This is a genomic window from Coleofasciculus sp. G2-EDA-02, assembly GCF_040226375.1.
Lineage (GTDB): Bacteria > Cyanobacteriota > Cyanobacteriia > Cyanobacteriales > Coleofasciculaceae > Coleofasciculus.
The window spans coordinates 40254-53448 of the sequence record NZ_JAVKEW010000108.1 but is presented as its reverse complement, the minus strand read 5'-3'; the positions used below and the strand labels follow the sequence as shown (position 1 = coordinate 53448).

Annotated in this window: 9 protein-coding genes; 7 read left to right on the top strand and 2 right to left on the bottom strand. The window is 43.6% G+C overall.

Annotation, left to right across the window (positions count from 1 at the left end):
- From RLO19_RS12365 to RLO19_RS12355, 3 genes are all read left to right on the top strand, one after another.
- Positions 1-262, top strand: a 262-nt coding sequence (locus RLO19_RS12365; RefSeq protein WP_446356754.1) for a hypothetical protein, incomplete at its 5' end; no start/stop codon positions are given.
- A gap of 41 nt (positions 263-303) precedes the next feature.
- A complete protein-coding gene (locus RLO19_RS12360; protein WP_446356752.1) occupies positions 304-4437 on the top strand; it encodes an amino acid adenylation domain-containing protein in 4134 nt (1377 codons plus the stop codon).
- A 536-nt stretch (positions 4438-4973) separates the two neighbouring features.
- Positions 4974-5444 carry a peptidoglycan-binding domain-containing protein gene (locus tag RLO19_RS12355; RefSeq protein WP_446356751.1) on the top strand — a complete coding sequence of 157 codons (471 nt, stop codon included), beginning with the start codon at positions 4974-4976 and terminating at the stop codon, positions 5442-5444.
- Between the two features lie 153 nt (positions 5445-5597).
- On the opposite strand, the gene RLO19_RS12350 is transcribed toward RLO19_RS12355, so the two are convergent.
- Both RLO19_RS12350 and purF read right to left on the bottom strand, forming a co-directional pair.
- The gene (locus tag RLO19_RS12350; RefSeq protein WP_446356749.1) at positions 5598-6992 is read right to left on the bottom strand and encodes a hypothetical protein; all 1395 of its coding nucleotides are present in this window, start codon (positions 6990-6992) and stop codon (positions 5598-5600) included.
- Positions 6993-7630: 638 nt separating this feature from the next.
- The gene (purF, locus tag RLO19_RS12345; RefSeq protein ID WP_446356747.1) at positions 7631-9124 is read right to left on the bottom strand and encodes an amidophosphoribosyltransferase; all 1494 of its coding nucleotides are present in this window, start codon (positions 9122-9124) and stop codon (positions 7631-7633) included.
- A gap of 115 nt (positions 9125-9239) precedes the next feature.
- Here purF and RLO19_RS12340 point away from each other — a divergent pair, with 115 nt between their 5' ends.
- From RLO19_RS12340 to RLO19_RS12325, 4 genes are all read left to right on the top strand, one after another.
- The gene (locus RLO19_RS12340; protein WP_446356745.1) at positions 9240-9380 is read left to right on the top strand and encodes a hypothetical protein; all 141 of its coding nucleotides are present in this window, start codon (positions 9240-9242) and stop codon (positions 9378-9380) included.
- 471 nt (positions 9381-9851) lie between these two features.
- Positions 9852-10340 carry an RpiB/LacA/LacB family sugar-phosphate isomerase gene (locus tag RLO19_RS12335; RefSeq protein ID WP_446356743.1) on the top strand — a complete coding sequence of 163 codons (489 nt, stop codon included), beginning with the start codon at positions 9852-9854 and terminating at the stop codon, positions 10338-10340.
- A gap of 129 nt (positions 10341-10469) precedes the next feature.
- Entirely contained in the window at positions 10470-11723 is a 1254-nt protein-coding gene (locus RLO19_RS12330; RefSeq protein ID WP_446356741.1) for a hypothetical protein, read from the top strand.
- Positions 11720-13150 carry a Crp/Fnr family transcriptional regulator gene (locus tag RLO19_RS12325; protein WP_446356739.1) on the top strand — a complete coding sequence of 477 codons (1431 nt, stop codon included), beginning with the start codon at positions 11720-11722 and terminating at the stop codon, positions 13148-13150. Before RLO19_RS12330 ends, RLO19_RS12325 begins: the two co-directional genes overlap by 4 nt.
- Positions 13151-13195 lie beyond the last annotated feature (45 nt).

The following is a 13195-nucleotide window of genomic DNA, read 5'->3' as shown; positions in this document are numbered from 1 at the left end:
CCTTTATACCGCCCTTTATACCGCCCTTTATACCGCCCTTTATACCGCCCTTTATACCGCCCTTTATACCGCCCTTTATACCGCCCTTTATACCGCCCTTTATACCGCCCTTTATACCGCCCTTTATACCCCCCTTTATACCCCCCTTTATACCCCCCTTTCAAAGGGGGGCAAGGGGGGATGGGGGCAAGGGGGGATGGATAGAGGTTATCCCAATCTCAGTAAAATTAAAATAAATGATAAACAAAATACAGTGAAATAATCCCTTATTTATTCCTTGTTCCTTTTAGTTAATCGAGAAAAATGACTCAATTACTCAGCAAAACTAAATCCTTTCCCCTGTCCCCCATTCAACAGACGCATTGGTTTCTGTATCAGTTAGCTTCCCAGGGACTTCATGATAAACGATCCATCGCCTTGCGGATTCAATCTCCGGTCGATCTAAACGCCATAGCCAGGGCATTTCAACGATTAATTGATCGTCATCCCAGCTTACGGAGTAACTTCCGCGATCGCGACGGTCAATTGACTCAGGAAATCAGCGATACAATGACGGTGGATTTTGACGCGATCGATGTCTCTAACCAAAGTTGGCAGGATTTGAATACAACCCTGGTACAGATGGCAACTGTTCCCTTTAACTTAGAACAGAGTTCAGGGTTACGGGTTAGGCTATTGAGTCGTTCCCAAACCGACCATATTCTGTTAATAACAGTTCATAAAATAGCCAGTGATCAAGAATCTTTATTTATCTTAATCGATGAATTTTTAATTCTTTATAGCGATTCTCTGACTCTTAATGGAGAGAATTCAAAGCCTCCTCTCTCTAACCCCCCTTATACCCCCCTTTCAAAGGGGGGCAAGGGGGGATGGGGGCAAGGGGGGATGGATAGAGGTTTTCCCGATTCCGTGAAAAGTAAGCTGAATCAGTCTAATCAAAACTGGGTACAGCTAACAACCCATCATTTAAATCCTGCCCAATCCGAACAACTTAAAACCTATTGGCACAACAAATTAGCCGGAGAGTTGCCTGTATTAGACTTACCAGGAAGTGCGACTCGTCCCCCATTACGCACCTATAAAGGTTCTGCTTGTCAATTGAAACTTGATCGAAACATAACCCAAAATCTCAACCAACTAGCACAGCAATCAAAAGTTTCTCTGGATACGCTTCTTCTCACGGCATTTAAAGTATTACTTTACCGCTATACCGGAGAATCTGATATTTTAGTCGGTATGCCGAATAGTCCCCGAACTCAACCGGAATTTGCCAGAATAATTGCTGATTTAATTAACGTAACGGTTACCAGAGATGAAATTTCTGGCAATCAAACCTTCGCTGAAGTTCTCCAACAAGTGCATCAGACAGTTACTGAAACCAAAGATTATCAAGACTACCCCTTTCCCCGATTAGTCAAAGAATTAGCGTCCGCCTCGAACTTGAGTCATTCCCCGATTTGCCAAGCCTCATTTACGTTTCAGAATTGGCAGTCATTGTCAACAATTTCTCAATTACTTGAGGCAACGGGCAATAATCAGCTAACTCAATGCGGTACACTAAAAGTTAGCTACTTTCAACTCCCTCAGCACAGCGTCGAATTTGACATCAGCCTAGAGATTATTGAATTAACTGATTCCTTGCTGATTTCTCTTCAATACAGCAGCGATTTATTCGACGCTGATACAATATCCCAGATTATCCAGCATTACCAGAATTTACTGACCGCAATTATCACCAATCCCAACCAACCTGTGGGTCAATTACCTGTGCTGAGTGACGCTGAACAACAGCACATTTTACAGGATTGGAATGCCACCCAAACCGATTATGATTTATCTCGCTGTCTGCACCACTTCATTGAAGCCCAAGTCGAGAAAACCCCTGATGCTATTGCTGTCATCTTTGAATCGGAACAATTAACCTATCGAGAGTTAAATACTCGTGCCAATCAACTCGCCCATTACCTGCAAAAATTAGGCGTAAAACCCGAATCTTTAGTCGGGATTTGTGTCGAACGTTCCCTAGAAATGGTTGTGGGACTCTTAGCAATTCTTAAAGCTGGAGGGGCTTATGTTCCCATTGATCCGAGTTATCCAGTTGACCGCATTGCCTACATGCTGGCAGATTCCCAAGTTCCGGTATTACTCACTCAAGAACCCTTAGTTCCGCACTTACCTAAATCCACCGCCCAAATAATCTGCTTAGATACCCAATGGGAAGATATTGCCGCAGAAAATAACCACAATCCTGATAGCACGATTCAACCGGAAAACCTAGCTTACGTTATTTACACCTCCGGTTCAACAGGTAAACCCAAAGGGGCGATGAACACCCATCGGGGAATTTGTAACCGTTTGCTATGGATGCAACAAACCTATCAACTGACACCCGAAGATTCTGTCCTCCAAAAAACTCCCTTTAGTTTCGATGTTTCCGTCTGGGAATTCTTCTGGACATTGATGACAGGGGCTTGTTTAGTTGTGGCTAAACCGGGGGGACATCAAGATAGTGTATATTTGGTTAATCTAATCACCCAGCAGCAGATTACCACACTGCACTTTGTCCCCTCAATGCTGCAACTTTTCTTAGAAGAACCCAAAGTCAACGGTTGTCAATCCCTGAAGCGAGTGATTTGCAGTGGCGAAGCCTTACCCTTTGACCTCCAAGAGCGTTTCTTTTCTCGGTTAGACTGTGAACTCCACAATTTATATGGTCCCACCGAAGCCGCTATTGATGTCACCTATTGGCAATGTCAACGAGACAGTAATTCAAGCATCGTTCCCATAGGAAATCCGGTGGCAAATACCCAAATTTATATCCTTGATCCCTATTTACACCCGGTTCCCATTGGCGTTCCCGGTGAAATTCATATTGGCGGCGTACAAGTCGCCAGAGGATATCTGAATCGTCCCGAATTAACCCAAGAAAAATTCATTGCTAACCCCTTTCAAAACCAATCCCGACAGACATATCATGGGTCAAAATTGTATAAAACCGGAGATTTAGCCCGTTATCGTTCCGATGGCACCATAGAATACCTACGCCGCATTGACCATCAAGTCAAAATTCGCGGCTTCCGCATCGAACTTGGCGAAATTGAAAATGCCTTGACCGAACATCCCCAAATCCGGGAAGCTGTCGTCATTGCCAGAACCGAAAAATCGGGAGGAAAACAGTTAGTCGCCTATTTCGTATCAACTCAGGAAAAACCCAGTCCCCGAACCTTACGTAGTTTCCTCAAAGAAAGCCTTCCCGACTACATGATTCCGGCGGCTTTTGTCAGCTTAGACTCATTACCGCTAACCCCCAATGGTAAGGTCAATCGTCGCGCCCTTCCTGCACCTGACCCCGCCAGTTTTGGTGGAGAAACAACATTTATCGCCCCTCGGAATTATCAGGAACAACAATTAGCCAAAATCTGGTCAGACTTACTGGACATCGACCAAATCGGCATCAATGACAACTTCTTTGAACGTGGTGGTCATTCCCTATTAGCCCTGAAATTAATGGGAAAAATTCAGCAACAGTTTGGTAAAATATTGCCATTAACCACTCTGTTTATGAGTCCCACGATTGCCGAATTAGCTAATGTTATCAGCCGTTCCGAGGTTCAGTCCTATTCTCCAATCGTACCCATTCAGACTCAGGGAACCAAACCCCCATTTTTCTGTGTCCATCCCGCCGGCGGAAATGTACTATGTTATCTGAAGTTATCGGATTATCTAGGTACAGACCAACCCTTTTATGGTTTACAAGCCCAAGGGTTTAATCAGGGGGAAGAGGCATTAAATCGGGTTGAAGATATGGCACATCTCTATGTCAAAGCCATCCGAGAGGTACAACCCGAAGGACCCTATCAAATTGGTGGTTGGTCTTTTGGTGGAGTGGTGGCTTATGAGGTTGCCCAGCAGTTACAGAAACAGGGTCAAGAGGTTAGTCGGCTGGCTATTTTAGACTCTTGGGTACCGATTATACTGGATCAAGGGAAAAAGATTGATGATCATTACTTAGTGGGGGTTTGTTCCCGCGTATTTGGGGGTATGTTTGGTCAAGATAATTTAGTTTCCCCCGATGAATTAAACGGATTAACAGTTCCCGAACAAATCGACTACATTCTCGCTAAAGCGCAACAGGTTGGAGTTTTTCCCACTGAAGGCAATCAGGAACAAAATCGGCGAATTTTGGACGTATTGGTGGGAACACTAAAAGCCACCTATGCCTATAAACGCCAGCCCTATCCCGGAAAAGTTACCGTTTTCCGGGCGCAGGAGAAGCATTTACATGCCCCTGATCCTCAATTAGTTTGGGTGGAATTGTTTGCTATTTTAGATGCGAAAGAGATTGACGTGATTCCAGTTCCAGGACATCACTATTCGTTTATTCTGGAACCTCATGTGGCAGTTTTGGCAGAACGTCTTGCTGCTTTCTTAAGCTAGTCTTCTCCTCGTTCTCCTCGTTCTCCTCGTTCCCAGGCTCTGCCTGGGAATGCCCTTGGGAGGCTCTGCCTCCTCATTAGTTTCCTGATTCCTTACCTTCAATCTCTTGGGTAGAACTCGATATTATGGGTAGAGAACCTGAGGATTACTGTGGTAGAGACGCTTCAAAAGCGCGTCTCTACCAGCCATGGCGCGTCTCTACCAAATGATGTGTCCTAACCGCTATGGCGGTTGCTATAACTTTGTTTTTTATCTTAGCAGAGATGGCTTCACCCATTCGGGCTACTCTCTTCCTTTAGGCTAGTTTTAACACCATCTTGCTCCTTACTCAGGATTTACAAGACGTAACTTATAAGTCTGACTTAAGATCAATGTTACTTCTCAAAATTTTATATAGCTTAGAAGTATAGCCAGTTAAAAAAAAATGGACAAGAACAAATTTTAGTGGGCAAGTATTTAATCCCATTTTCGTTCAAGATTCATTTAGACTGACTAGTCATCAAGAATCAAAAATTCAAAAAAAGGAGATTATAATCATGAGTACCAGATTTTTCCCATCCAGTTTTGCATCTGTCGGTGTGGTGTCTGTAATTTCTCTAGCCTCTATAGGCTTAGCTGGCGCACCCGTAAACGCACAAGTCCCTGAGGCTGCTACTGATCTAGAGGAATATGAAACTCAAACACCCATCCTAGGTTATGGTAATTCAGGAGAAACCGTTGCCGATGTACAAAGCTTCTTAAGAGAGCAAGGGTATTATAATGGTCAAATTGACGGCGTTTATGGTTCAAGAACTCGTGAAGCCGTTAGAACATTCCAAGAGGATCAGGGTTTATTTGGAGATGGCATCATCGGAAATCAAACCTGGGATGCTATGACTGATTTTGAAGCGGAAATGGGCAACGAACTTCAAGGCGGAGAATCCGGTTTTGAAGAGACTGATAACGAACTTCGAGGCACAGAGTCCGATTTTGAATCAGAAACTGCTCCTGAATTGGGAGTCGAGTAATAGGAATTTGCAGAAGAGGAAGGGTTGCTCATGAAAAAAGCTTGACTTTGGTCAACCCACAGGTAATGCAGGCGGACAGATTTGCTGTGGTGCGATCGCGCTCCTCGGGTCATAATTTTAGGGAAGCTCCCTCAGCTTCCCTTGATCATGCCCTTATTCCTGCATCCCAGAATACAATAGTCTGGCAAATAAACGAGCGCCATCATCATGCTTTAACTCATCATAAGTCGGAGGATGACGGTGACTAATATCCCGTAGATCTTGGAGGAGTTCTGGATGGAATTGACAGGTAAACGAACGACGGATCACTTTGCTCTCGAAATCTTTGTAGTTAATACAGGTTGCTGAACATTCTGTCACCACTTCCGTTTCGTCAGCCGTTGAACAAAGAATTTCTACCGCAAAAGGAAGCTGCATTAACCAGGATAAGGGACTCCCGGCTAAAATATGCCGATGGGAAATAATCGTATCATGAAGTAGTCGATATGCCCAATTCGCAAATAAAATCGCTTCCTCATTCACTTCATCGGAGTGGAACATGGAAATATTCAATTCATGTTCATATTCAATGGAGGTATCGATCACCCCTTCAAATTCATCAGCACTTACCTCATGGGCGATAATCAAATCTTCTGGAATATTAAACGTGTCGGTATCAATAGATTCATAATGCCATAACTGACGATAGCCCACTTCTTTCTTTTCATTGGGACCGACGGCAAATTCTGGATCATCCCAGTTTTTGGCAATCAGGTGTCCGTTTTTCTTCTTCACCTGTAGAGTACTCCCCACCTGTTGAATATGCTGGCAGACTTTTTTCAAAGACTTTAGAGCTTTGCCCTTGCGATCGCGTGCCAGATACTTTAGGCTGGATACCTCATCCACTGCTCGTTTAATTAAACGAATGTGAGATTGCGCCGCCAATTGATGTCCTAAGCAAATAAATAAAGCAGGCGCACTGGTAGGCGATCGCGAAAGCAGCAGTTTATCGGTGAATCTATGGAGTTCCTCTAGGGAACATTTGGCATCGTTAAAGGTGCTAGCATCGCGCACTGAAGGATCACCACCTTCTACAACCACCGCTAACCCTGACGTAATCAACGGCACGACTAACTCTGGATCAAGCACACCCGATGACCAAAACGGGAACAGAATCGAATCACAATCAGCAATTTTCTGTGCCAAATACGCCACATTCAGCGACGCCCGCACATCTTCGCCAATATGATTAAACCCTACGTGTTCCCAGGGTTCGATAATCGCGATCGCATTGCGGAATAAATTAGGGTGCTTCATCAGGAATTCCAAATCATCCTGAGCATTAATCACCTTTTCCAACGGCAGTCCTTTTCCCCACTCAAAGCCTCCGTTTTCCATCGTCATGGATACGTCAGGCAAGGGATCTTCGGAATGCCGATCCGCTAAAAACCGACCCAACAAAATGTGAACTGATTCAAAATCAGATCCCCCTTCACACAAGTAACCAGGTCTAAGTCTCCAATCGTTGGTTGTTAATGTTTGAGGCTTAACGGATGATGAGTTTGACATCTATATTTGACTCCTTAACATATTTTTTTATCTAGTCCACTCATCAACGAGTGACCCTAGTAGTTGACTATAGATAGCGTTTTCAACAATAAGGCTTATAGACCTTTTTGGGTTTACAAATTATTTGTAAACCCTATAGAATTTGGCAAGTTGATTGTCTGCTGTAAAGACGCAATCAATATCGTCTATGTTTACAGCGCTTTGCGCTCTCCATAAAGTACAGTAGATCAAAGTCCCCCTTTTTAAGGGGGATTTAGGGGGATAGACAATGTACCGCATAGCAGAGCAAACTGCTGTATCATATTCGTTATTGAAAGTCAATTCCCACCCTAAACATTCAAAGAATTGACAAAAACTATAGTGTTGATTACAAAAAAAAATTATTTCTATAGCAGTAGACACATCGATTAGGACTTTCCGAACTGTTTTAGAGACGTTGCATGCAACGTCTCTACCAAATGATGCGTCCTAACCGCTATGGCAGTTGCTATAGGGCTTGCTGCACACTGCAAACACCCTTAGCCATTAATGCTTTGAACTTGGGTTTACAAATGACCCTCACGCCCAAAAACAGTAGGGGCGCACGCTCCGTGCGCCCGATTTATAGCAGAAAGCAAGAAATTTTCTTCGTGATTTGCTTAAACCTTCGCTTCTTCCAGCATCAACTTAGACCGCTTAAGCTGTTCGGGAACCGGAATCGGATAATCTCCGGTGAAACAAGCCGAACAGAAGGTATTAGCATTGTCTTGAGTCGCCAGCATCATACCTTCCCAACTCAAATACGCCAAGGAATCCACACCAATTTGTTCAGCGATTTCATCAACCGACTTGGTTGCCGCAATAAGCTGGTCTTGAGAATCGGTATCAATCCCATAAAAACACGGATGAGTCACTGGCGGTGCAGAAACGCGCATGTGAACCTCAGTCGCCCCTGCATCCCGTAACGCTTTGACAATCTTCCGACTCGTGGTTCCCCGGACAATCGAATCGTCCACAATAATCACTCGCTTACCCATAAGAACATCTTTCAAAGGATTCAGTTTCATCCGAATCCCCGACTCTCGCATAGTTTGCGTCGGTTGGATAAAAGTGCGCCCCACATAGCGATTTTTAATCAACCCCTCGGCGTAGGGAATTCCCGACTCCTGAGAAAAGCCAATCGCCGCAGGTACACCCGAATCCGGCACCGCAATCACAATATCTGCCTCAGTTGGTGCTTCTTTTGCCAATTGACGCCCCAAACGCAGCCGATAGCTATAGATGCTTTCATCCTGCATCACGCTATCCGGTCGGGCAAAATAAATCATTTCAAAAATACACAGCTTGCGTTCTGGCTTACGACTCCAGTGGAACGACGCCATCCCGGCTTCTGTAATCCAAACCAATTCTCCGGGTTCGACATCCCGCAAGTATTCTGCACCAATAATATCTAACCCACAGGTTTCTGAGGCTAAAACATAGCGCACCGGATTCGTACCTAAGGTACCAATCACTAAGGGACGCACGCCATGGGGGTCACGCACTCCCATCATCCCCTCTGGTGTACCAATCACCAAACTATAGGCACCTTGACAGAGGTTAAACGCACTAATCGCCGCGTCTAGCCACTCCTTCCCTTGATCCACTTCAGCACCGATGGCAATGGCAATCATTTCAGAATCCGTCGTGGTGACAAACTCATCATAGTTGCGGTTTTGTAAATTTGTTCGCAACTCGCTGGTATTGACTAAGTTACCATTATGTGCTAAAGCTAAAGAACCTAAGCGGGTATTCACCACAGCCGGTTGGGCATTGACAACCCGACTCGACCCGGTTGTCGAGTAACGGGTATGACCCACCGCTATTGTTCCGGGCATTTGGTTCAAAATCTCTTCGTTAAAGACTTGGGAGACAAGTCCCATATTCTTATAGAGATGCACCTGTTCTCCCTCAAAGGTGGCAATCCCCGCTGATTCTTGACCCCGATGTTGCAGGGCAAACAAACCAAAATAAGTTAGCTTCGCGACATCTTCTTCCGGTGCATAGATACCAAAAACCCCGCAAGCTTCTTCAGGTTTGTCGGGGCGTTGGCTGATAATCTGATCAGATTCAGCAGGATTGGGGGTAGAGGAGTGGGGTGGCTGGAGAATCATGGGTATTAGCTTACTCCTGATAGTGGCAGTCAGTTCGACTTGTATTAACGCAAATCAAGCGGGAATCGTTAATTAAACTTAACGATTCCTTAACAATATCATTAATTTGGGAATCATGGATCATGCCTCATGGATCATTCATCAGCCGCGACTGCCTCAACACGACTATAAGCGACGTTATCGGGCTGAAGATTGGACTTTAGCTTGTTCCCAGAAAGAGCAGATATCGGGGAATCAGAAAGACTACTGGATCTAGATGTCCATGTTGATCTGCCCGTACAATCTGTGTAGAGACTTTCCCTGGCGCGTCTCTACATAATGTCGTTTCTCCTAAACCTGTCAAGTTCTGATAAGTTAAATGATTCTTTCTCCCAGAATGGTTTAAATTTTTCAATCAGGCACAGCTCTCAACAAAACTTCATGATTGCTCGTTTTTTACCTTTTTTTGAGAAAAAACTACGAATTTTCAAGGCTTACGGCGATTGTGAGGAGATTGTGCGATGTTCAGGTATACTATTTATGGTGGGTATTTTGTCGGTACAAATAAGATCGACACAGCTAAACCCCTTGAATTTTCGTAAAACTTTGTATAACTCCTGGTTTTAGCGATGTAGTGTTTTGTGCTTAAACTTGAAGTGCGGAATGTGAGCAAATAGCTGTAACCAAGATTGCCTGATCAAATTAAATGCATTACAATAAACTAAAAATATTAAATATAGATAGTGTTATGAAAATTGCCCTGGGTTCTGATAATCATGGATTTGACCTCAAACAAGAGGTGAAAAACCACCTACTTGACAAAGGGTGGGAAATCGAGGATGTAGGTGTCAGCGATCGCAATGCAGAAACACCTTATTATCAGACGGCTTCTTTGGTAGCCAAGCAGGTAGCGAATCACCAAGTAAATCGGGGTATTTTGTTCTGTGCTAGTGGTATGGGAATGGCGATTATCGCCAACAAGCACCCGGGTATATATGCGGCGGTTTGTGAGAATGCTGAAGCTGCCCGTCTGTCCCGCTCTATCAACAACTCTAACATTCTGACTTTAGGAGGGTTAGTAACCACACCCCAGGTAGCTCAGGAAATTGTGGATACTTGGCTAACCACTGAGTTTACACAGGGTTGGGAATTGTCTGTTCAAGAGTGGCTGCATAATTCGATGAAGGACATTGCCCAACTAGAGACACAAAAGTTCGCTCACCTAGACCGCGATTGAGGAACTGCTACCTGCTCAAACCCAGAAATACAAACGATTCTATGGAAGATACATCAACCTCTAGCTGTATCAATCCTAAATGAGTGGAGACAGTTTGCAAATAAGTGAAGTCCATATACATATCCCGACATGATAGATGGTAATTTGGCAAAAGAAGTACTTGTTCCCGAATATCTCCTAGCAAGTAAAGCGATTTATGACACCATAAATATCCCTTTTGGCACTAGGCAATGGCAGTTGCTTTTATTAGCTGATGGCTATGCCTTACTTTCCGGTTCGCATGATTATTCTCAAGATACTGTAGAACGGTTTCTCCATATCTTAATTTGGAATAAAAAACCGATTATTATAGACGAAGCGAACGCCGCTACAACCGAGATTATCCGGGAATTTTATCGACGATATAGACGGATGGAAATTATCGAGGTCAAGGATCTAAACGCTTCGGTATTCGATCCCTACATGTCCCTTGAAAATTCATCGTCAGATCGTCATGTTTTCGCCATACTACCGCATAAATACATTCGTCGCCGCGTGCTTCATCAACACGATCAAGAGTATGGGCTTTTTGTCGGACAGAATACCCTAGCTCAACAATCTATACATATTATTGGGATTGCTCCGATCAGAGCTATGCTCACTCAAGAGGCGATCGCACTGATGGCTCAAGCTCCCCTAATTCTCACCTTTGATTTTGTGTATGAACTCATTAAAGATATCGAACTGCAAGGAGAACTTCATATACTAGAGTATGATTGGGAAAGGTATCAAGTCAATATTGATCGCATCAACCAAAAGTTAAGCCAGCTTCATATTCAGGGGTATTATGATATTACCCTAATTGTTGAGGGGAATCCTGAAGTTTACGATCTCTTATCCTACTTGGGATTAGCCTATCGTAGTTATCGCTTCGAGGTCATTTCTCCTGCGGTCGTGTTGTGTTGTGCATGGATTACCCAGCATTATGGAATTGATATCACTAAGCCGAGCTATGTCATCATTTCCGGTTATCACGCCCGTCACGGAATTACTACTCAACATTTAGCATTAGAACTGGAAGCTTATCTGCGTTTAGATATCACTTGTTTGATTATTGAGTTATACAGTGGCGATCTCCCCTTAATTTTTAAGCAGGTGTTTGTTGCAAAACGTCCAAAAACCATTATTATGATGATGAATATGTTTACGGATGAACAACAAATATTTATGCTTTCTGGCAAAGATATTCAACGTATTGCTTGGGCTGAACGGATTAAGGGGAAGTTTACCAGCATTGCGATTGTTGATCAAGAACGTTTACAACGAAAACCATCCATCTATGCACAGTTATTAAATGATTTTGCTCCCGATCAGGAAAGTAGTAATTTGGAGGTTAAGGTATGATTCCCTTTAAATATTTCACACTTGATGATCAAGCGTACATTATAGAAGCATCTCGTCGTGTGAGGTATGCCAAAAATGATGTGGTGGTTTCACAAGGAGAGAAGGCTAAACGAGGGCTGTTTATAATCAGTTCCGGAATTGCTCGGGTTGAGATCAATGGAGTAACGATTGCTCGCTGTGGTCCTGGCTCGATTTTAGGGGAATTAAGTTTCCTAGAAGAGTCAGGAGCAAGTTCATCTATCATCGCCAACACAGAATTAGAAATTGACATAACGGAAGGCGATATGATTGATAATTTCTGCGCTTCTGTTCCCGGGTTCGCCACTCGTTTTTACCATTCATTAGCAAGCCTCATGGCACAACGCATCCGAGAAAGGATAGATGGGTCATTCTTAAAAACCAATAACGCCCTATCAGCAAGACGAGTTCAACGTACAGGGCACCTTTCTTTCACTCTTTCACCAGAAATTATATCGGGGGTTGCAGCATTTAAGGCAGAAATGGAGTCCATTGCCCAGATTATCCAAAATGGGCTTCCTAATCAGACACTTCAAGACCAAGTTACTAATGCCTGCAATGCCCTTCATCATTTGCTGACACAACATATAAGCTCCAATCCCGGACAAGCAGCCGGGATTGGAGCTTATATATTTCGGCAAAGTTTTCCATATTTGATGCTGAGTTATGCAAATGATAAAGCCTATACAAAGCCACTTGGTTATCAGGTAGATTACGAACTCCTTAACTATATTTGTGAGGGCATTCCTCATGGTGATAGTCCACTTGGACAGATGATTGATGAATGGGTGCTTCGACTTCCTTTTATGAATTTACTCCGAAAACGAGGCAAGGAGATGGCATCTTGTCTATTCAAATTCGCTCAGGAATGGGAAAAAGATATCGCCCTACCGATTACTGTCCTTGGAATAGGGACTTCGCCAGATGTTTTGGCGTTTGTCACTGACAATTACACATTGCCCATGAATGTTACCTGTATCGATATGGATGCACGGGGCTTTTCGATTGTTAAGAAACAGCTTGAGGTATTAGGAAATCAGCTATCTGTCTCTTTTGTGCAAGACAGCGTACTCCAAGTCTATCAAGGGAATAGCCGAGTATTGATTGAACCACAAAAAGCCATTTTAGGGGCGAATATTCTACATTACCTTGATGATAACGACGTCGTCGAATTACTCAACTGGATATACGAAAAATTATTGCCAGATGGCGTTGTGATTTTGGGACAAATATCTGAAACAAACCCTGATCGTGTTTACCTTGAATATATTCTTGAATGGTCGTTTTATCATCGAAAGCAGGAGGTATTAAAAGACTTGTTCGCTCGGTCAAAATTTCGCTATTCCCATATAGAATTCCATTCCGATGGGATTCTACTAATTTTGTCTTGTCGTAAGCGGGTTGAGTAAGAATGTTTGAGTATTGGCGTAAAGCGAGATGAATTAAGGCATCTA